General features: G+C 68.2%; 15 protein-coding genes. 6 read left to right on the forward strand and 9 right to left on the reverse strand.

Annotation, left to right across the window (positions count from 1 at the left end; translation table 11 throughout):
- Nucleotides 1-5 precede the first annotated feature (5 nt).
- The 4 genes from serC to F620_RS0106980 all read right to left on the reverse strand — a co-directional run bounded on the left by serC (nucleotide 6) and on the right by F620_RS0106980 (nucleotide 7,470).
- Nucleotides 6-1,088, reverse strand: coding sequence for a 3-phosphoserine/phosphohydroxythreonine transaminase (gene serC, locus F620_RS0106965; protein ID WP_019569986.1), 1,083 nt, complete (start codon nucleotides 1,086-1,088; stop codon nucleotides 6-8).
- Nucleotides 1,085-3,733, reverse strand: a complete 2,649-nt coding sequence (gene gyrA / locus F620_RS0106970) for a DNA gyrase subunit A (RefSeq protein ID WP_019569987.1) — start codon at nucleotides 3,731-3,733, stop codon at nucleotides 1,085-1,087. The genes serC and gyrA overlap by 4 nt, the downstream gene beginning before the upstream one ends.
- Nucleotides 3,734-3,810: 77 nt before the next feature.
- Entirely contained in the window at nucleotides 3,811-4,899 is a 1,089-nt protein-coding gene (mtnA, locus tag F620_RS0106975; RefSeq protein WP_019569988.1) for an S-methyl-5-thioribose-1-phosphate isomerase, read from the reverse strand.
- 312 nt (nucleotides 4,900-5,211) lie between these two features.
- Entirely contained in the window at nucleotides 5,212-7,470 is a 2,259-nt protein-coding gene (locus tag F620_RS0106980) for a ComEC/Rec2 family competence protein (RefSeq protein ID WP_019569989.1), read from the reverse strand.
- A gap of 95 nt (nucleotides 7,471-7,565) precedes the next feature.
- Here F620_RS0106980 and F620_RS0106985 point away from each other — a divergent pair, with 95 nt between their 5' ends.
- Nucleotides 7,566-8,243, forward strand: a complete 678-nt coding sequence (locus F620_RS0106985) for a DUF2062 domain-containing protein (RefSeq protein ID WP_018869448.1) — start codon at nucleotides 7,566-7,568, stop codon at nucleotides 8,241-8,243.
- A gap of 18 nt (nucleotides 8,244-8,261) precedes the next feature.
- On the opposite strand, the gene F620_RS0106990 is transcribed toward F620_RS0106985, so the two are convergent.
- The gene (locus F620_RS0106990) at nucleotides 8,262-8,963 is read right to left on the reverse strand and encodes an ABC transporter ATP-binding protein (RefSeq protein WP_019022088.1); all 702 of its coding nucleotides are present in this window, start codon (nucleotides 8,961-8,963) and stop codon (nucleotides 8,262-8,264) included.
- Nucleotides 8,956-10,206: a lipoprotein-releasing ABC transporter permease subunit gene (locus tag F620_RS0106995; protein ID WP_019022089.1), complete on the reverse strand. Its 1,251-nt coding sequence runs from the start codon at nucleotides 10,204-10,206 to the stop codon at nucleotides 8,956-8,958. The genes F620_RS0106990 and F620_RS0106995 overlap by 8 nt, the downstream gene beginning before the upstream one ends.
- A gap of 243 nt (nucleotides 10,207-10,449) precedes the next feature.
- Between F620_RS0106995 and F620_RS0107000 the strand changes: the two genes are divergently transcribed.
- The 5 genes from F620_RS0107000 to F620_RS0107020 are packed head-to-tail and all read left to right on the forward strand — an operon-like array spanning nucleotide 10,450 to nucleotide 16,953.
- A complete protein-coding gene (locus F620_RS0107000; protein WP_019569990.1) occupies nucleotides 10,450-10,731 on the forward strand; it encodes a hypothetical protein in 282 nt (93 codons plus the stop codon).
- Nucleotides 10,732-10,738: 7 nt separating this feature from the next.
- Nucleotides 10,739-11,818 carry an agmatine/peptidylarginine deiminase gene (locus F620_RS0107005; RefSeq protein WP_019569991.1) on the forward strand — a complete coding sequence of 360 codons (1,080 nt, stop codon included), beginning with the start codon at nucleotides 10,739-10,741 and terminating at the stop codon, nucleotides 11,816-11,818.
- Nucleotides 11,815-12,735: a carbon-nitrogen hydrolase gene (locus F620_RS0107010; protein ID WP_019569992.1), complete on the forward strand. Its 921-nt coding sequence runs from the start codon at nucleotides 11,815-11,817 to the stop codon at nucleotides 12,733-12,735. The genes F620_RS0107005 and F620_RS0107010 overlap by 4 nt, the downstream gene beginning before the upstream one ends.
- Nucleotides 12,736-12,786: 51 nt before the next feature.
- On the forward strand, nucleotides 12,787-16,257 hold the full coding sequence (gene mfd / locus F620_RS0107015) for a transcription-repair coupling factor (protein WP_019569993.1): 3,471 nt from the start codon (nucleotides 12,787-12,789) through the stop codon (nucleotides 16,255-16,257).
- Nucleotides 16,258-16,953 (forward strand): CsiV family protein, encoded by a 696-nt coding sequence (locus tag F620_RS0107020; RefSeq protein WP_019569994.1) that lies wholly within the window; start codon nucleotides 16,258-16,260, stop codon nucleotides 16,951-16,953.
- A gap of 68 nt (nucleotides 16,954-17,021) precedes the next feature.
- On the opposite strand, the gene F620_RS0107025 is transcribed toward F620_RS0107020, so the two are convergent.
- The 3 genes from F620_RS0107025 to F620_RS0107035 are packed head-to-tail and all read right to left on the reverse strand — an operon-like array spanning nucleotide 17,022 to nucleotide 19,695.
- Nucleotides 17,022-17,981: a S49 family peptidase gene (locus F620_RS0107025; protein WP_019569995.1), complete on the reverse strand. Its 960-nt coding sequence runs from the start codon at nucleotides 17,979-17,981 to the stop codon at nucleotides 17,022-17,024.
- Nucleotides 17,982-18,010: 29 nt separating this feature from the next.
- The gene (locus F620_RS0107030; RefSeq protein ID WP_019022094.1) at nucleotides 18,011-18,715 is read right to left on the reverse strand and encodes an HAD family hydrolase; all 705 of its coding nucleotides are present in this window, start codon (nucleotides 18,713-18,715) and stop codon (nucleotides 18,011-18,013) included.
- Entirely contained in the window at nucleotides 18,712-19,695 is a 984-nt protein-coding gene (locus F620_RS0107035; RefSeq protein WP_019569996.1) for an RluA family pseudouridine synthase, read from the reverse strand. Before F620_RS0107035 ends, F620_RS0107030 begins: the two co-directional genes overlap by 4 nt.
- Between the last annotated feature and the right edge of the window lie 460 nt (nucleotides 19,696-20,155).

Raw genomic sequence — 20,155 nt, forward strand, 5'->3', positions numbered from 1 at the left:
CCTTTTCAGGCGTGGCGTTCCTCGAAATCCGCCATGAATTCGATCAGGGCGTCGACGGCCTCTTCCGGCACCGCGTTGTAGATGCTCGCGCGCATGCCGCCCACCGAGCGGTGGCCCTTCAGCGAGGACAGACCGGCCGCATCGGCCTCCTTCAGGAACGGACCATCCAGGCTGTCATCCGCGAGGATGAACGGGACGTTCATCCACGAACGCGCACTCGGTTCCACCGGGTTGCGATAGAACGCCGAGTTGTCGATGAAACGATAGAGCTTCTCTGCCTTGCGCTGGTTGATCTCGGCCATCTTCTCCAGACCGCCCTGCTCCAGCAGCCATTCGAAGACCAGGCCGGCGAAGTACCAGCCGAAGGTCGGCGGGGTGTTGTACATCGAGTCGTTGTCGGCCTGCAGCTTCCAGTCCAGGACGGCGGGTACCTGGCCCTTCTCGCGTTCCAGCAGGTCCTTGCGCACGATCACCACGGTCACGCCGGCCGGACCGATGTTCTTCTGGGCGCCGGCGTAGATCACGCCGAACTTCGAGACATCGATCGGACGCGACAGGATGGTGGAGGACATGTCCGCGACCAGCGGCTTGTCGCCCACATCGGGGACCTCGTGGAATTCCACGCCGCCGATGGTCTCGTTCGGCGTGTAGTGCACGTAGGCGGCGTTCGGATCGAGTTTCCAGGTCGAACGCTCGGGGATGGACGCATAGCCCTCGGCCTGGGAACTGGCGACGATGTTCACCGGGCCGACCTTCTGCGCTTCCTTGATGGCCTTTCCGGACCAGGCCCCGGTGTCGATGTAGTCCGTCGGCTGGCCGCCGGTCTGCAGGTTCATCGGGATCGCGGAGAACTGGCCGGTGGCCCCGCCCTGCAGGAACAGCACCGCGTAGTCGTCGGGGATGCCCATCAGCTTGCGCAGATCGGCTTCCGCCTTTTCAGCGACTTCCATGAAGGGTTTGCCGCGATGACTCATCTCCATCACGGACATCCCGGCACCGTGGAAGTCCAGCATCTCGTCGCGTGCCCGTTCCAGCACCGCCTGCGGCAGGGCCGCGGGACCGGCGCTGAAGTTCCAGATTCGGCTCATTCTTCATCTCCCTTTTCGCTGGGTTCGCGGCCGCCCTGCGGCTCGTCCTCGTGCGTTTCCGGGGCGGCCGACTGTTGATTCTCCGCGTCGGCTTCCGCGTCAGTATCGTCTTCGTCGCCGGCGAAGCGCGCCACCCGTGCCAGTTCCACCAGCTGTTCGCCGGAATCCAGACGGATCAGGCGTACGCCCTGGGTGTTTCGGCCGATCAGCGGAATCTCTTCCACCGGCATGCGCACCAGCGTTCCGCCATTGGTGATCAGCATCGCCTCGTCGTCTTCCTGCACCCGGGCGGCTCCCACCAGGGCGCCGTTGCGCCCTTCGGTCTGGATCGCGATCACGCCCTGGCCGCCGCGCCGGTGGACCGGGAACTCGTCGAAGCGGGTGCGCTTCCCGTAGCCGTTCTCGGTGGCAAACAGCGCCGCTCCTTCGTCCACGTTCAGCAGCGCGATCACCCGCTGGTCGTCGTCCATGCGCACGCCACGCACCCCGCAGGCCGTGCGACCCATGGCGCGCACGTCGGTCTCGGAGAAGCGCACCGCCTTGCCCGCGGTGGTCACCAGCATCACGTCCTGGCTGCCGTCGGTCAGCGATACGTCCACCAGGTGGTCGCCCTCGCGCAGATCCACGGCGATGATGCCGCTGGCGCGCCGTCGCGAGAAGTCCGTCAGCGGGGTCTTCTTGACCGTGCCCTGGGCGGTGACCATGAACACGTAATGATCCGGATCGTAGCTCCGCACCGGGAGGATCGCATTGATGCGTTCGTCGGATTCGAGAGGCAACAGATTGACGATGGGCTTGCCCCTGGATGCGCGCGAGCCCTGTGGCAGCTCGTAGACTTTCAGCCAGTACACCCGGCCGCGGCTGGAGAAACACAGCACCGTATCGTGGGTGTTGGCCACCAGCAGGCGGTCGATGAAGTCCTCTTCCTTGAAGCTGGCCGCCGCCTTGCCGCGGCCGCCGCGGCGCTGCGCGCGGTAGTCCGCCACCGGCTGGTACTTCACGTAACCGGCGTGCGACAGCGTGACGACCACGTCCTCCTCGCCGATCAGATCCTCCAGCGTCAGGTTGGCCTGCTGCTCGCGGATCTCGCTCATGCGGTCGTCGCCGAAGCGCTCGGCCACGCCCAGAAGCTCGCCCCGGATCTCCTGCTGCAGGCGTTCGGGCGAGCCGAGAATGTCCAGCAGGTCCTCGATGGTATCCAGCAGCTGGCGATATTCGTCGACGATCTTGTCCTGTTCCAGACCGGTCAGGCGGTGCAGGCGCAGGTCGAGGATCGCCTGGGCCTGGGTCTCGGACAGGCGGTAACCGTCCTCGCCCATGCCGAATTCGGCTTCCAGGTCTTCCGGGCGCGAGGCCGCGGCCCCGGCGCGGTCGAGCATCCCTTCCACCATGCCCGGCGGCCAGCTGCGCGCCAGCAGTCCGGCCTTCGCCTCGGCCGGATTGGGTGCGTTGCGGATCAGTTCGATCACCGGATCGATGTTGGCCAGCGCGATCGCCAGCCCTTCCAGTACATGGGCCCGTTCCCGTGCCTTGCGCAGGTCGTAGATGGTGCGGCGGGTCACCACCTCGCGGCGGTGGCGCAGGAACGCCTCGAGGATCTGGCGCAGGTCCAGGACCTTCGGCTGGCCGTCGACCAGCGCCACCAGGTTGATGCCGAACACGTTCTGCATCTGGGTGTGCATGTACAGGTGGTTGAGCACCACCTCGCTCATCTCGCCGCGCTTGAGCTCGATGACCAGGCGCATGCCGTCCTTGTCGGACTCGTCGCGCAGCTCGGAGATGCCCTCGATGCGCTTTTCCTTGACCAGCTCGGCGATCTTCTCGGTCAGGCGCGCCTTGTTCACCTGGTACGGCAGCTCGGTGACCACGATGGCCTCGCGCTGCCCGCCTTCCAGCGGCTCCACGTGCGAACGCGCACGGATCACCGCCCGACCGCGCCCGGTGCGGTAGGCCTCGCGGATCCCCTCGACGCCGTTGATGATCCCGGCGGTGGGGAAATCCGGGCCCGGCAGGTATTCCATCAGGCCGTCGACATCGATCTCGGGGTGGTCGATCAGCGCCACGCAGGCATGGATGACCTCGCGCAGGTTGTGCGGCGGGATGTTGGTCGCCATGCCCACGGCGATCCCGGAGGAGCCGTTCACCAGCAGGTTGGGGAACTTCGCGGGCAGGACCGAGGGCTCCTGTTCGGAGCCGTCGTAGTTGTCGACGAAATCGACCGTTTCCTTGTCGATGTCGGCCAGCAGCTCGGTGGCGATGCGCGCCATGCGCACTTCGGTATAGCGCATCGCAGCCGGCGAATCGCCGTCGATCGAGCCGAAGTTGCCCTGTCCGTCGGCCAGCATGTAGCGCATCGAGAACGACTGCGCCATGCGGACGATGGCGTCGTATACGGCCGAGTCGCCGTGCGGGTGGTATTTACCGATCACGTCACCGACCACGCGGGCCGATTTCTTGTACGGCTTGTTCCAGTCGTTGCCCAGTTCGCGCATGGCGTAGAGCACACGACGATGGACGGGCTTGAGGCCGTCGCGCACGTCGGGGAGTGCGCGTCCCACGATCACGCTCATCGCGTAATCGAGGTAGGACTGCTGCATCTCGTCTTCGAGATTGACCGGGAAGATTTCCTTGGCGAATTCAGCCATCGATGGGTCACGCCGTCCGTTAGAACAAGCCCGCGATCATACCATATTCCCCCGCCGGAGGCGCCCTGCCGGGGCGGTCAGGTTCCCTCGTGAACGCCTCGCGGTTCGGGGGTATCTCCGGGGTCCGGCCGCCAGGCCGCCAGGCGTTCGGCGTCGGGGTTCTCGACCACTCCCCGCTCGGTCACGATGGCGTCGATCAGCCCGGCGGGAGTGACATCGAATGCCGGGTTGTAGGCGGCGGCCCCGGCGGCTGCCAGGGGCTGGCCCGCGAGCGTCAGTACTTCACCGGCATCGCGCTGTTCGATCGGGATGGCATCGCCGGCGGGGGTTGCATAATCGATGGTGGCGACCGGAGCGGCGACCATGAAACGCACGCCGTGCGCTCGCGCCAGCAATGCCAGCCCGTACGTACCGATCTTGTTGGCGGTGTCGCCATTGGCCGCAATGCGATCCGCGCCCACCACCACGCAGCCGACCTCGCCGCTCTGCAGCAGCCGCGCCGCGGCGCCTTCGCACAGCAGGGTCACCGGAATCCCGTCATGCACCAGCTCCCAGGCCGTCAGTCGGCTGCCCTGCATCCAGGGACGGGTCTCGTCGGCGTAGACCCCGGTGATGCGCCCCTGGTCCCAGGCGGCGCGAATCACTCCCAGCGCGGTCCCGTAGCCCCCGGTCGCCAGGGAGCCGGTGTTGCAATGGGTCAGCACGGCGCGGCCCGGTTCGATCAGCGCGGCGCCATGGGCGCCGAGCTCGCGATTGCCGGCGATGTCGGCTTCCAGCATCGCCATGGCTTCCTCGCGCGTCGCGGTCAGCGCGGCCCGGGCGCTTCCGGCGGCCGCGACCACCGCCTGCATCCGGTCCAGCGCCCAGAACAGGTTCACGGCGGTGGGTCGTGCCCCCCGCAGGGTCGCGATGTCGGCGCCCACGCGCTCGCGCCAGTCCGAGGCCTGCAGCGCCCGATGACAGGCCAGCACCACCCCGAACGCCGCGGTGATGCCGATCGCCGGTGCCCCGCGCACCACCATCTCGCGGATCGCGTCCGCCACCGCCGGGGCATCATCCAGAGCCAGGAAGGTTTCCTCCGCGGGCAGACGGCGCTGATCCAGCAGCCAAAGACGGTCGTCGGCAAAGCGGACGGGGCGAATCGTATCGGAAGCAAAATCATTCATCCGCCCAGTCTAGGGAAACTCTGATCAATGTCCACGTTCGCGCTCGAGTCGCTTTTGCGTGCGAACAAGGCGCGGTGACCGCCGTGCAGTCATTCTGCACAAGGGAGCCGCAACGCCGTGCGCGCTCAAAAGCGGCCGAGCCCCTTCGGGGTTGGCACCCCGGGTTCCCCGATCCTGCGTTGCGGCACTTGCCGGTAGAACCACTACCGGCTGCGCGCCACGCCTTGTCTCGGAAAACCCGGGGTGCCAACGCGAGCGTGTTCATTGATCAGGGTTTCCCTGGCTTGGAGTGACATGGATTGCCTCGGTCGTTCAGGGGTGCGGCCGTTGCCAGAACCGGCGACGTTCGTTCCGCCAGCCCGCGCCCGCCTCCCAGGCGGTTCCGGCCCGCAGGCGCAGGGCCCCGTCCGTGGCCGTGGCACGCAGGTCGACGGGGCCCGGCCTGTCGGGACCGTCGGGCATCGTGCCCGCCAGCCAGCGGGTGGGTGCCCGCACCCCGGCCAGCCCCTCTTCACCGTCGACGGCCATCGCGGGTTCGGCGGTCACCAGCAGGCGTGCCTGCAGGTCCTCGTCGGGCGTTTCGTGGCCCAGCACCGCCGCACCGAGTCCGCGCAGCCCGCCGGTCAGCAGCAATGCGCCACCGGCGCTCTCGATGCGCAGCACGCAACTGGCGGCGCGCGAGGCATCCCAGCCGCGTGGTGGATGCAGGACGCGAAACACTACCCCGTCCCGTTGCCACTGCTGCCCGGCCCGGCAGGCCCGATAGACCGGACCGGACTCGCCGATCCGTCGGGGGTGTCGCTCGTCACGGTGCAGCACCCGCTCGACCTCCACGGCCGCGGTCAGGGCCTGCAGTGCGGCGGCGCGCGACCCGCTGTCGTCAAGCAGCCCGTCGGCCACGATGACCCGGTCGACCCGGTTTCGCTGGCGTGCCCGCAGCGCAGGCAGCAAGGCCGATTCCACGTCGCGGGCACGCCCCGGCCCGTAGACCACCACGTGGTTGCGGGTCTCCAGCAACACCACCGCCTCGTGCCCGGTATCCAGCAATTCCGCCCGCAGCTCGCCGTGGGACAGGTCCGGGCGCAGGGGCAAGCCCAGCGGCAGGGCCGCCAGCAGCACCCAGGGGGCCATCCGGCGACGTCCGGGCAGGAGCAGAAGAATTACCGCCAGGCCGGCGAGCAGGGCCGCCGCCAGCGGAACGCCCCGTTCGGCCACCGCGGCCGGCAGGTCGGCCAGGGCCTGCAGCAGCGTGACCAGCAGCCCCAGCACCGCATCGCCGAGCCACAACGGCGGGCCGCCCAGGGGCGGCCACAGCATGGCCAGTCCGGCCCCTGTCAGCAGTGCCGGGAGCACCACAAAGGAGATCAACGGGACGGCAACGATGTTGGCCAGCGGCGCGATCCACGATCCCAGCTGGAACCATGCCAGCGCCAGCGGCAGCATGGCGAGCGCCAGCAGCACCTGGATCGCCATGGCTTCGCGCAGCCCGGGGCGAGCGCGGCGCCCCTGAAGCAGGCCGAGGATCACCGCCACGGCACCAAACGAGAACCAGAAGCCCGGCGCCAGTACGCCGGGCGGGTCACGGATCAGGATGATGAGCGCTGCCAGCACCAGCGCCCGCCACGGGGCTCCGCCCCGCCCCAGCAGCAACGCAGCCAGCACCGCCAGCAGCATCAGCAGAGCGCGCTGGGTGGGGATGCTGAAACCCGCCAGCGCCGCATATCCCAGCGCGGCCAGGGCCGCCGCGGTGGCCGCCAGCACGCGGCGGGGCCAGCGTTCCCGTACGCCGGCCACATGACGCCAGAGCAGCGTGGCCAGCAGGGCTGAGAACCCCGCCACCAGGCCCACGTGCAACCCCGAGATCGCCATCAGGTGATTGGTGCCGGTCTGCAGGAAGGCGGTCCATTCGGCATCCGTCATGCCGCTGCGCTCGCCGATCACCAGCGCCTGCACCAGTCCCGGGTGGCGCAGTTCCGGAGCGGCGGCCTGCAGGCGGTCCCGGAGCGTGGCGCGCTGTCGGTGCAGGGCTCCGCGCAGGCCCCCCGGGGCCGTGTCATCGACCGCGTGACGCAGGTCAGCGGCCGAGACGTTCAGGCGACCATGGAGGCCTGAGCGATAGAACCACGCCTCACGGTCGAAGCCGGCACGATTGGCACGGCCCTGCGGTGGATAGAGGCGCCCCTTCAGGCGCAGCACGTCCCCGGCCCCGACATCCGCCCGCGGGGGGTAGACCGAGACCTCCAGCCGGCGCGGTGGGTCGCCATGCGTCGCCAGATGGAATCGCGAGCTCCGTTCGCCGTGGCGCGGCAGGTCCACGACCCGGCCACTCAGCGTGGACTCCGGTTCGACCTGCGTCACCACCCGGTCCAGCCAGGTCGTGGCATGAACGGTTCCCAGCAGCAGCCCCGCGAGGCTCCCCGCCAGGACCGCGGACAGTGCCACCGGACGGCGCGTTATCATGGAAGCGACCAGAGTGGTGGCGAGCGCCACGAAGATCCACGGTGGCGGCAGGGCCGGCAGCTGGTGCACCAGCCACAGAACGGCCACAAAACCCGCGGCGAAGGGAATCATGTCCGCCCCGGCATTGTCCGCGGGGCATCCACGGGGTAGGGTCCACCTGCCCCAGGCGGTGACGCGCAAGGCCGGCAGGAGTCGAACCCGAGACCATGGCCCGACACATCATCAAGAAGCTGTTCCCCGGCATGGATCGCCTGCGGGGACACCGTGCGCTGGCCCCGCTGGGGCCACGCCTGCGCTCGCCGGATCTGTGGCATCTCAACCGCCGCTCCGTGGCCGGTGCTTTTGCCGTGGGGCTGTTCGTGGCCTTCCTGCCACTACCGATGCAGATGCTGATCGCGGGGGCGATCGCCATTCTGGCCCGGGTCAACCTGCCCATCTCGGTCATCCTGGTGTGGATTTCCAACCCGGTGACCATGCCCCCAATGTTGTATACGGCCTATACCGTGGGCCGCAAGCTCCTGGGCGAAGAACGGCGCGAATTCAGCACCGAGATCACCTGGGAATGGTTCGCCACCGAGATGCTGACGGTATGGAAGCCGTTGACGACCGGTTCACTGGTACTGGGCGCGGTGGCAGGCCTGGCCGGCTATCTGCTGGTGCGAGGTCTCTGGCGCCTGAACGTGATCCAGCGCGTGCGCCATCGGCGCTACCTCGCACGCCAGCGGCGCGAGCGCGAGGCCGAGCTGCGCGAGGTCTTCTCCCGCACCCCGGTGGATCCGGAAGCCCCGCGGGAATCACGCGAGACGAAGGCCGCCGAACCGGAAGCGGACTCCCGGGCTTCCGGCACTCGTTCCGACGGCGACGACCATTCGCGCCCGCATTGACCCGGCGTACCGCCGTGCTCAGTCGCCGTTGCCCTGCAGGTGTCCCTTGACCAGGTGAACCGAACGGTCCATCTGCGCGGCCAGCGTGGTGTCGTGGGTCACCAGGGCCAGCGCCGTGCCCGTGGCGCGGTTCATTTCCCGCAGCAGTGCGAACACGTGCTGTGCCCGTTCCTGGTCGAGATTGCCGGTGGGCTCGTCCGCGAGGATCGCCGAGGGTCGTGTCACCAGCGCCCGGGCAATGGCGACGCGCTGCCGCTCGCCACCGGAAAGCTCCGCGGGCTTGTGCTCCGCACGATCACCCAGATCCACCTGCTCCAGCCAGTGCAGCGCCTCGCGCCGAGCCTGTGGCCCCGAAGTCCGGCGGATCAGCAGCGGCATGGCGACATTTTCCGCCGCCGTCAGCTCGGGCAGGAGATGGTGGAACTGGTACACGAAGCCCAGATGGCGGTTGCGCAGGCGCCCGCGACGGGCCTCGCTCATCCCGGACCAGGGCGTGCCCAGCAGCCGGACTTCGCCGGCGGTCGGACGGTCCAGGCCGCCGAGCAGATGCAGGAGCGTGCTCTTGCCGCTGCCGGAGGCGCCGATGATTGCCACCAGCGCACCGGGCTCCAGGGTAAAATCCACCCCGCCGAGCACGGTCACGTCCAGCTTGCCGTCGCGAAAGCGGCGTTCCAGACCCCGCGCCTCCAGCACCGTTGCATGCACGTCGTGATCAGTCATGGCGCAGCGCCTCCGCCGGCTGAGTCCGAGCCGCGCGCCAGGCCGGGAACAGGGTCGCCAGCACGGTCAGCAGGAACGCCACCCCGCCCACGCGCAGCACATCCGCGGGATCCAGTTCCGATGGCAGATCGCTGATGTAATAGACATCGGCGGACAGGAATTCGACCCCGGTCACCTGTTCGATGAACGGCACGACCACGTCGATGTTGAGCGCCAGCGCAACACCCGCCGCCGTCCCCAGAAGGATCCCGAACAGACCGATCACCATCCCCTGAACCACGAATACCGCCATGATGCCGGAGGGTGGCATCCCGAGGGTGCGCAGGATCGCGATATCGCCCTGTTTGTCGGTGACCAGCATGATCAGCGTGGAAACGATGTTGAAGGCCGCCACGGCGACGATCAGCGACAGGATGATGAACATCACCATCTTCTCGATCTGGATCGCCCGGAACAGATTCGCATGCTGCCGGGTCCAGTCGGAGATGAAATAGGCGCCGTTGAGTTCGCGCGTCAGGTCCTGAGCGATCCGGCCCGCCTGCATCATGTCGTCCACGCGCAGGCGCAGCCCGGAGACATCCTCGCCGGTGCGGAACACCGCGCGGGCGTCGTCCAGATGGATGAAGGCCGTACCCCGGTCGTATTCATACATGCCGACCTCGAACAGCCCGACCACCTCGAAGCGCCGCATGCGCGGCATCACCCCGGCGGGAGACACGCTCGCCTGCGGGGCCATCAGAATCAGCGATTCACCCACCCGCACCTGCAGTTCCGCGGCCAGCTCGCGGCCCAGGATGATGCGGTAGGCGCCGCCTTCGAGCTGTTCCAGCGCCCCCTCCTCCATGTGCTCGCCGATCGGCGCCACTTCCAGCTCCAGTGCCGGATCCACACCCCGGATCATGCCGCCGGAAATCCGGTTGCGTGCACTCAGCATGGCCTCGCGCTGGACGTAGGGGGCCGCGGCCTGCACGCGTTCGTCGGCGGCGAGTACGCGCTCCTTCACGCTTTCCCAGTCCGCCAGGGCCCGTCGGCTCTCCTCCAGTGTGGCGTGCGACGCCATGCCGAGGATCCGCTCGCGCAGCTCCTTCTCGAAGCCGTTCATCACCGACAGCACCGTGATCAGCGCCATCACGCCCAGGATCAGGCCAAGGATCGAGACCACGGAGATGAACGAAATAAAGTGATTGCGACGTTTGGCGCGCGTGTAGCGCAGGCCGATCGCAACGGACAGGGGTCGGAACATTCGGCAAGAATGCCAGAACTGCGAACGTCCGCCCATACCCCGGAGAAACACTGATTGATGTACACGCTCGCGCCGGGCACCCCCGGGTTTTCCGGGACAAGGCGCGGATGCACAAAATGCCGTATTCCCCTACTATAAGTGCGAGCCAGCCCGGTCCGACCCCGGGACCCACATCCAGACGGAGACATGGCCATGCCAGGGAAACGCGTTGCCTCCCGATCCCCGATCCACCGTGCGACCGGAGTGCTTGCCGCCCTCCTTCTCGCCGGCGGCGCGGGGCTTGCCGGAACCGCCCAGGCCGATATCCTGCGGCTCGAGGACGGTTCGTTCACCATCAAGGAACGCGAGAGCGTGCCAACTCGCGGGCAGACCAAGGAAACGGTACGCGGCCGTTACGGCGAGCCGGCAACCCGGCATCCGACCGTGGGCGAGCCACCGATCACCCGCTGGGACTACGACAGTTTTTCGGTGGTGTTCGAGGACCGCTGGGTGATCCACACCATCGTCCACGGCAACGACGACTGACGCCGCCTTGGAAACCGGACACGAAAATATCCGCCGGCTGCCGGCGGAATGGGAGCCGCATGCGGGTATTCAGCTGACCTGGCCGCATGCGGACAGCGACTGGGCCGACAGCCTGGATGAGGTCGAGCCGGTGTTCGCCCGACTTGCGGCCACCATCAGCCAGTACGAACCGGTCCTGATCGTGGCCCGCGATCCCGAACATATCGAGTCGTTTTCCGGGCGGCTGGTGGAAGCCGGCATCCGCAGCGACCGTCTGTGGTTCGCGCTCGCCGACTCCAACGACACCTGGGCGCGCGATCACGGCCCGATCACGGTGTATCACCAGGGTCGGCCACATCTGCTGGACTTCACCTTTAATGGCTGGGGCGGCAAATACCCCGCCGACCGGGACGATGCGATCACCGCCGCCCTCGCCGCGCAGGGGGTCTTCGGCACCAGCCCGGTGGAAGATGTCCCCCTGGTGCTGGAGGGGGGCAGCATCGAGAGTGACGGTCAGGGCACCCTCCTGGTGACCCGTTCCTGCCTGCGCCACGCCGGTCGCAATCCGGAGCTCGACGATGCAACGATCGAGGCCGCGTTGCGCCAGCACCTGGGCGCGCGGCGGATCCTCTGGCTGGAGCACGGCCATCTGGAAGGCGATGACACCGATGGCCACATCGACACCCTGGCGCGCTTCTGCGCCCCGGACACCATCGCTTACCAGCACTGCGACGACCCCGAAGACCCGCACTACGCGGAACTGGCGGCGATGGAGCGACAACTCGAGGCACTGCATCAGGCCTCGGGTGAGCCCTACCACCTGATCCCCCTGCCCTGGCCGCGGCCTCTGGAGCATGCCGGCCGGCGCCTGCCGGCCACCTACGCCAATTTCGTCCTGCTCAACGGTGCGGTGCTGGTGCCGGCGCACGATGATCCGGCCGATGCCGTGGCCCGCGAACGTCTGGCCGAGGCCTTTCCCGGACGGGACATCCTGCTGCTGGACGCCCGTGCGGTACTGCGTCAGGGTGGCAGTCTGCACTGTCTGACCATGCATTATCCGCGGGGCGCCCTCGGCATCCCGGAGGAAAACGAAGCCGCCAGCGCATGACCGCCACACCCCGTCCCGATCGCCGGGCGCCCCTGCCGGCCGCACTGGTCCAGCATCGCGATGCCGGCAGCGTCGACGCCAACCTGCAGGCCACCGAGGACGCGGTGGCCGAGGCCGCGGCCGGTGGCGCACGGCTGGTCGTCCTGGCCGAGCTGCACACCGGCCCCTACTTCTGCCAGACCGAGGACGCCGCGACCTTTGATCGCGCCGAGCCGATCCCCGGCCCCTCCAGCCGCCGCCTCGGCGACATCGCCCGGCGCCACGGCGTGGTGCTGGTGGGGTCGCTGTTCGAGCGCCGCGCACCCGGCCTCTACCACAACACCGCGGTGGTGCTGGAAAGCGACGGGCGCCTGGTGGGCACGTACCGCAAGATGCACATCCCCGACGATCCGGGCTATTACGAGAAGTTCTACTTTACCCCCGGCGATACCGGCTTCAGGCCGATCGATACTTCCGTCGGCCGGCTGGGCGTGCTCGTCTGCTGGGACCAGTGGTACCCCGAAGCGGCCCGGATCATGGCCCTGTCCGGGGCCGAGGTACTGATCTACCCCACGGCCATTGGCTGGGATCCGGAGGATACTCCGGACGAACGCGAACGCCAGCGCGAGGCCTGGATCACGGTTCAGCGCGGGCACGCGGTGGCCAACGGTCTGCCGCTCGTCGCGTGCAATCGCACCGGGCACGAACGCGACCCTTCGGGCGCGTCTGCCGGCGCCCATTTCTGGGGCAGCAGCTTTGTGGCCGGCCCGCAGGGCGAATTTCTCGCCCGCGCCGGCGAGCAGGCGCCCGAGGTCCTGGCGTTTACCCTGGACATCGCCCGTGTGGACACTGTCCGGCGCATGTGGCCGTTCCTGCGGGACCGGCGCATCGACGCCTACGATCCCATCCTGAAGCGCTACATCGACCCGGAATCGTAAGCGCGGAATCCGTATAATGCCGCGTCCGCCATTCCGGAAGCTTCACACCGCATGTCCGAAGAACTGCGCAACCCCCTGAATCCAGCCCGCCTTCCCCGCTCCGGGTTCGAGACCTGGGCCGGCCTGGGACCGAGCGCCAGCACGCTGGCACTGGCGCGGGCCGCCGCGGATTTCCCGCACCCGCTGCTGGTGATCACGGAATCCAACGAGGCCGCGGACCAGTGGGAGGAAGAGTGGTCGTTCTTCACCGCCGGGCAGGACATCCCCCTGCTGCGCCTGCCCGACTGGGAGACCCTGCCGTTCGACGTGTTCTCGCCCCACGAGGACATCATCTCCGAGCGGCTGCGCACCCTGTACCGCCTGCCCGGACTCGAACGCGGGATCATCCTGATGCCGGTCGCCACCCTGATGCAGCGCCTGCCCCCGCGCCAGTGGCTGGCGGAACAGGGCATCGCGCTGCACAAGGGTCAGTGTCTTGACCGCATGCAGCTGCGCGAGGACCTGGTTCAGGCGGGCTACAACCCGGTACAGCAGGTGATCAGCCACGGCGAATTCGCGGTGCGCGGGGAGATCCTGGATCTGTTCCCGATGGGCGCGGAACAGCCCGTGCGCATCGAGTTCCTCGACGACGAGATCGACTCGCTGCGTCATTTCGACCCGGAATCCCAGCGCTCCACCGAGACCACCGAGCGCCTCGAGATCCTGCCCAGCCACGAATTTCCGCTGCACGAAGAGGCGATCCGCGAGTTCCGCAGCCGCTATCGCACGCGCTTCGAAGGCGACCCCGGCAAGCACCCGATCTACCGCGACATCTCCGAGGGTCTGGTGCCGCCGGGCATCGAGTCCTACCTGCCGCTGTTCTTCGAGACCCTGGACACGGTATTCGACTACTGCCCGCAGGCCCGCGTGGTGCAGGTGGGCGACATCGCCACCGCAGCCGCGCAGTTCGCCGACGAGGTCTTCCAGCGCTATGACCAGCTGCGTCATCAGGTGGACCGGCCCCTGCTCCCTCCGGACGAGCTGTATCTCAACCCCGAGGCGCTGGCCGGAGCACTGGGGGACACGTCCGGGCTCGCCCTGGGAGCCAACCCCGCTCCCCTGCCCGCCGGGCGCGGGCGCGAGGTGAGATTCCAGTGCGAGGATCCCCCCGACATGGCCCTGGAACCGGCCCGCGACGACCCGGCGCGGCGGCTGCAGGACGTGCTCTCCGGAGGCCCGCGTGTGCTGGTGACCGCCGAGTCCGCCGGACGCCGCGAGGCCCTGCTGACCCTGCTGCGGGATCACGGCCTGGACCATCATGCGGTGGCTGGCTGGGAGGACTTCCTCGCGAGCGAACCGGGGCTGCACGTGACCGTCGGTACACTGGCGGCAGGATTCCGGTTGCCGGATGACCGCATCGTCGTCCCCGAATCCGCCCTGATGGGCGAGCGCGCACGACAGACCCGGCGGCGGGCGCGCCCGACCCGCGACGCGGAGGCGGTGATCCAGAACCTCTCCGATCTGACCATTGGCGCCCCGGTGGTGCACGAGGAACAGGGCGTGGGCCGTTATCTGGGCCTGCAGACCATGGAGATCAACGGCCAGCCCTCCGAATTCCTCACCCTCGAGTATGCCGATGGGGCGCGGCTGTACGTGCCGGTTTCCTCGCTGCATCTGATCAGCCGTTACGCCGGGGCCGATGCTGAACACGCCCCGCTGCACCGGCTCGGCAGCGAGCAGTGGAGCAAGGCCCGGCGCAAGGCCGCGGAGAAGGCGCGTGACGTGGCCGCGGAGCTGCTGGATATCCATGCCCGCCGGGCCGCGACGCAGGGCACGGTGTTCGAGACCGAGACCCCCGAATATCACGCCTTCGCCGCCGGCTTCCCGTTCGAGGAGACCCTCGACCAGCAGCAGGCGATCGATGCGGTGCTGTCCGACATGGCTGCGGATCAGCCGATGGACCGGGTGATCTGCGGCGACGTGGGCTTCGGCAAGACCGAAGTGGCGATGCGCGCCGCCTTCGTCGCGGTGCAGAACCACAAGCAGGTGGTGGTTCTGGTGCCCACTACCCTGCTCGCGCAGCAGCATCATCAGAATTTCATCGACCGCTTCGCCGACTGGCCGGTGCAGATCGAATCGCTGTCGCGGTTCCGCTCGGCCAAACAGCAGGAAGCCGTGCTCGAGGGCCTGCGCGAAGGGAAGGTCGACATCGTCATCGGCACCCACAAGCTGCTGCAGAAGGATCTGAAGATCGACAACCTCGGGCTGGTGATCGTCGACGAGGAGCAACGCTTCGGCGTACGCCACAAGGAGGCCCTGAAGAAGCTGCGCGCGCAGGTGGACATGCTGACCATGACCGCCACGCCGATACCGCGCACGCTCAACATGGCACTGGCGGGGCTGCGTGACCTGTCGGTCATCACCACCCCGCCGCGCGAGCGTCTGGCGGTGAAGACCTTCGTCAACGAATGGAACGACGCGGTCATCCAGGAGGCCTGCCTGCGCGAGATCCGGCGCGGCGGACAGGTGTACTTCGTTCACAACGAGGTCAACACCATCGACAAGACCGCCGCGCAGGTGCGCGAACTGCTGCCCGGCGCGCGGGTTGGGGTGGCGCATGGCCAGATGCGCGAGAGCGAGCTGGAACAGGTGATGCTCGATTTCTATCACCGTCGCTACAACATCCTGGTCTGCTCCACCATCATCGAGACCGGGATCGACGTGCCCACTGCCAACACCATCGTGATGAACCGCGCCGACAAGCTGGGTCTGGCGCAGATGCACCAGCTGCGCGGGCGCGTCGGCCGCTCGCATCACCGCGCCTACGCCTATCTCCTGACCCCGCCGTGGAAGAGCCTCAGCGCGGACGCGAAGAAGCGCCTCGAGGCGATCGCCTCGCTGGAAGACCTGGGAGTCGGCTTTACCCTCGCTTCACACGACCTGGAGATCCGCGGTGCCGGCGAGCTGCTGGGTGACGAGCAGAGCGGGCAGATCACCGAGGTCGGCTTCAACATGTACAACGACCTGCTCAACCGCGCGGTGAGCGCGCTGCGCTCCGGCAAGATGCCCGAGCTGGAGGCCCCCGAGCCAACCGGGACCGAGGTCGAGCTGGGAATGCCGGCGCTGCTCCCGGACGAATACGTCCCCGACGTGCATACCCGGCTGATCCTGTACAAGCGGATCAGCAACGCCGATTCCGAGGACGCCCTGCGTGATCTGGAAGTGGAGCTGGTCGACCGCTTCGGCCTGCTGCCGGATCCGGCGCGCGCCCTGTTCGCGGCGGCACGCCTGCGTTTGCGCCTGACGCCGCTGGGCATCCGCAAGCTGGAGATGGGGCCGGCCGGCGGTCGCCTGGTCTTTGGAACGGATCCCGATCTGGACATCGGGGCCCTGGTGGAACTGGTGCAGTCGGACCCGCAGGGGTATCGTCTGGACGGACAGAAGGCCTTCCACTTCCATGGCAGCATGGAGACGCTGGAAGCCCGAACCGAGGCGGTTCACCGCCTGTTGAACACCATCAGCCGCAATCAGGAGGCGGCCTGAATGTCACGCAAACATCGCGAGTCCCCGACGACCGACGTCCGGTCCGGTCCGCACAGCCCCGGTCGGCGCCGGCTGCTGGGCACGCTGGTGGCCCTGCCCTGGCTGGCGCCCGCCGGCCCGGCGCTGGCCCAGGTCGGGCGTGAGTACCGCATCGAGCTGGTGATCTTCCAGCACCTGACCGAAGAAGGCCGCCGGTTACTGGAAACCACGGAGGCCGCGTTGCAGCCATCGCCGGGATCCGGCCCGATCGGCGAAGGGACCTACCGGCATTCGCGCCGGGGCTTCGACCTTGGCCATGTGGTCCGGCGCATCGAGGACGATCGCGACAGCCGCCTGATAGCCACCCTCGCCTGGGACCAGCGCGGCCGGGACCATGCCTCCACGCCGTGGCTGACGGTACGTGAGGGGCGCCCGCTCGACCGCCGCACGCCGCTGTACGACGATCGCGGTCCGGCCTCGCCGATCCTGCAGGAACCGGCAGAGGAACGTCACGAACTCGAAGGCCGTTTGCGGGTCTGGGTCGGTCGTTTCCTGCATCTGGAGACCGACCTGATCTTCCATGACGCGACCGCCGGCAATGGCGCCATTGCCGTCCGGGGCCATCAGCGGATGAATTCGGGCGACGATCTGTTCTACCTCGACCACCCGGTGGTCGGCATGATCGCGCGCGTCACGCGCATCGACACCAGCGACTGACGCGCGCGCCCGCCGGACATGGAGTCCGCGGGGCGGGGGCCGCCCCCGGCCGGTTCCGGTTTACCGGCTCATCGCCACTGAGGCGTGGATTCCAGGTTCAGCATCTGCTGCATCACCACCGTGCCCAGGTCCTCCAGGAACAGCTGGATGGGCGTGCGGCGCGGACGGAATTCCACCATTTCCTCGATTCCGATCACGTCGCGAGCCACGCTGCGCGGATTGCCGAGACCGTCGGTCAGCCCGAGCTCCACGGACCGTTCGCCGGTCCAGGTGAGCCCGTTGAAAATATCGGCGTCTTCGTCCAGACGTTCGCCGCGTCCGGCACGGACCACATCGATGAACTGATGATGGACGTCCGTGATCAGGCCTTCCATGTGATCCACATGGTCCGGCTCCAGGGGCAGGAACGGGTCGAGGAAGGCCTTGTTTTCGCCCGCGGTGAACAGCCGGCGCTCGACACCGATGTTGTCGATCAGGTCCACCACGCCAAAGCTGTCCAGACGCACGCCGATGGAGCCCACCAGGCTGGCGCGGTCGGCGTAGATCTCGTCGGCCGCTACCGCAATGTAATACGCGCCCGAGGCCCCGATGTCGCCGATCACCGCGTACAGGGGGATGTCTTCGTGTTCCTCCTTCAGGCGCAGCAGTTCGTCATGGATGATTCCGGCCTGGACCGGACTGCCGCCACCGGAGTTGATGCGCAGCATCACCGCCTGCGTGCCGTCATCCTCGAACGCCCGCTTGAGCGTCCGGGTAAGGTCCTCCGCATTGGCGCGGGCCGAGGCCGCGATCATGCCGTCCACGTCCACCACGGCCACGTGTTCCCCGGGTTTTCTGTCGGTTTCGAACCAGCTGTCGAAGCCGTCGCCCCGCACCAGGATCAGCAGGGCGAACAGATAGGCGAACAGCAGGATCTTGAAAAAGATGCCCCAACGGCGCGCGCGGCGCTGTTCGATGACCTGCGCCTGGACCAGATTCTCCAGGGTTTCACGTTCCCAGCCCGGCTTGTCGTCTTTCGACCATCCCATCTCGTTCGTCCTCTTCTAGCCGCGCTCCGTCACGGTTCCATCAGTCGGCGGTGCAGCGCGGGAATGTCCGGTACCAGCGCCGCCGGTTCCTCGGCAGCGAGGCGCGCATCCGAATGGGCCCCGTGGGTGATCCCCACCGCCCGTACCCCGGCCGCCCGCGCCATCTGCAGATCGTAGATGCTGTCGCCCACCATCAGCGCCCGCTCGCGGGCGACCCCCGTACGCCGCAACAGGTCCTCCAGCATCGCGGGGGCGGGCTTGGACGGCTGCTCGTCACTGGTCACGGTGGCCACGAAGCGGGGGCCCAGTCCACTGGCCGCCAGCGTCCGGTCGAGCCCGGCGCGGGATTTGCTCGTGGCTACCGCCAGCAGGATCTCGCGCCGGTCCAGGTCCTCCAGCAGCGCCTCCACGCCGGGGTAAAGCGGCTCGTCCGGGGCATCCGTGGCCTCCAGGTAACACTGGCGGTAGCTCGCGGCGAACGCCTGTATCCCGGCGTCGTCCAGTTCGGGATGGAGCTGACGTACCGCCGCCTGCACCCCCAGCCCGATGATGCCACGCAGCGCGCTTTCCTCGCGCTCGGGAAGGCCGTGCTCGCGGGCCGCACGGCGCAGGCAATGGATGATGCGCCGCGGCGAGTCCATCAGCGTCCCGTCCCAGTCGAAGACCACCAGGCGGAGTTCCCCGGTGTCGGGCGGAAGCAATGCCACCTGCGTATCCGTGCCCGTTGCCGTCATGTCGTCGTGTCCGCCGTGTCCAGATTTTCCAGCACCTGCTGCAGTTCGTCCGGTAAGGGAGCGGAAAAGATCCGCTCCTCGCCCCTTCCGTCCTCGAAGCGCAACGCCTGGGCATGCAGGAACAGGCGTCCGAGGCCCAGCTGACGCAGCCTGCGATTGGCATCCGGCAGGCCGTATTCATGATCGCCCGCGACCGGATGACCGATCTCGCGGCCATGCACCCGGATCTGGTGAGTCCGTCCGGTGCCGATGCGGACCTCGGCCAGCTGAAAGGCGCCATGGGCTTCCAGCGGCATGAACACGCTGTTCGCTGCGCGCTGGCGTCCGCCGGTGTCGCCCGCCGCGGACATGCGTCGGCGCCCGTCGTCGCCGCGATCCGCGCTCAGCGGGGCATCACAATGGATGGGCTGGTCATCTTTCCAGCGGCCGACCAGCAACGCCAGGTAACGCTTGTCCACGCGCCCGTCACGCAGGGCTTCGTGCAGGGCCTGCAGCGGCTCGCGCCCCTTGGCAAGCACCAGACACCCGGAGGTCTCGCGGTCCAGGCGGTGACCCAGTTCCAGCGACGCATCCGGCCGCAACACCCGCATCGCCTCGATGATCCCGAAGGGCAGACCGCTGCCCCCGTGCACCGCCAGACCCGAGGGCTTGTCCAGCACCAGGTAGTCGTCGTCCTCGAACAGGATCGCCCCGCGCAGGCGTTCCAGCACCTTCGGAGGAACATCCGGGGTGCCGGTCTCCTGCGGACGCTCGAGGTCCGGCACGCGGACCTTCGAGCCCGTGGCGAGGCGCTGGCGCGCGCTGGCCCGCCGGCCGTCCACGCGGATGGCCCCCTTGCGGATCAGCCGGTAGAGCAGACTCCGCGGCACTCCCCTGAGTTCGCGCAACAGGAAATTGTCGAGACGCTGGCCGTCGGCGCGCTCGCCCACCACCAGCTCGCGGGGGCCGGAAGCGCCGGCGTCGGAAGATCGGGATTTCATGCGCGGAATGCTACCGCAGTCCCCTCCCCGCGGCCATGCGCGCCGCGCCTGCCGACGCCGCGGCGATCGTCACCCGGGGCACAGAACGGGTCCTGCCGTGCGTCGTCATAAAGTAGCAAAAAACTTGCCGCGGCAGGGCCTTGTATCCTACATTGCCCGCTGGCGGTACCCCGTTTCGGGCGTACGCCGCCACGAATCATCCACCGCTCCGGCCCGCGCCTCAGGCGCCGGGGCCGGACGGCCCTCGCCAAGAGCGAACGCGTGACACTATTTCTTTTAACCCAGTCCTGCTTCCCCGGTCGCTGTCCAGAAGGACGGCTGATCCCGTGGCTGCTGGTGAATACCTGGCTGGCGCGCTGGCTCACGCTACGCGCCGCCCCTGCGCGCACTCTTTCAGCACAGCATCCGTGCCGCACGGTCACCGCCCGCCCGACCGGCCCTGTCGGGGAGCAGCGGGACG

Origin of the sequence: Thioalkalivibrio sp. ALE11, assembly GCF_000381205.1 — a bacterium.
In the GTDB taxonomy this organism is placed as follows: Bacteria; Pseudomonadota; Gammaproteobacteria; order Ectothiorhodospirales; family Ectothiorhodospiraceae; genus Thioalkalivibrio.

Bases quoted from the DNA above. Each gene is read 5' to 3' on its own strand.
- serC (WP_019569986.1), bottom strand. From the start codon at position 1,088: ATGAGCCGAATCTGGAACTTCAGCGCCGGTCCCGCGGCCCTGCCGCAG.
- gyrA (WP_019569987.1), bottom strand. From the start codon at position 3,733: ATGGCTGAATTCGCCAAGGAAATCTTCCCGGTCAATCTCGAAGACGAG.
- mtnA (WP_019569988.1), bottom strand. From the start codon at position 4,899: ATGAATGATTTTGCTTCCGATACGATTCGCCCCGTCCGCTTTGCCGAC.
- F620_RS0106980 (WP_019569989.1), bottom strand. From the start codon at position 7,470: ATGATTCCCTTCGCCGCGGGTTTTGTGGCCGTTCTGTGGCTGGTGCAC.
- F620_RS0106985 (WP_018869448.1), top strand. From the start codon at position 7,566: ATGGCCCGACACATCATCAAGAAGCTGTTCCCCGGCATGGATCGCCTG.
- F620_RS0106990 (WP_019022088.1), bottom strand. From the start codon at position 8,963: ATGACTGATCACGACGTGCATGCAACGGTGCTGGAGGCGCGGGGTCTG.
- F620_RS0106995 (WP_019022089.1), bottom strand. From the start codon at position 10,206: ATGTTCCGACCCCTGTCCGTTGCGATCGGCCTGCGCTACACGCGCGCC.
- F620_RS0107010 (WP_019569992.1), top strand. From the start codon at position 11,815: ATGACCGCCACACCCCGTCCCGATCGCCGGGCGCCCCTGCCGGCCGCA.
- mfd (WP_019569993.1), top strand. From the start codon at position 12,787: ATGTCCGAAGAACTGCGCAACCCCCTGAATCCAGCCCGCCTTCCCCGC.
- F620_RS0107020 (WP_019569994.1), top strand. From the start codon at position 16,258: ATGTCACGCAAACATCGCGAGTCCCCGACGACCGACGTCCGGTCCGGT.
- F620_RS0107025 (WP_019569995.1), bottom strand. From the start codon at position 17,981: ATGGGATGGTCGAAAGACGACAAGCCGGGCTGGGAACGTGAAACCCTG.
- F620_RS0107030 (WP_019022094.1), bottom strand. From the start codon at position 18,715: ATGACGGCAACGGGCACGGATACGCAGGTGGCATTGCTTCCGCCCGAC.
- F620_RS0107035 (WP_019569996.1), bottom strand. From the start codon at position 19,695: ATGAAATCCCGATCTTCCGACGCCGGCGCTTCCGGCCCCCGCGAGCTG.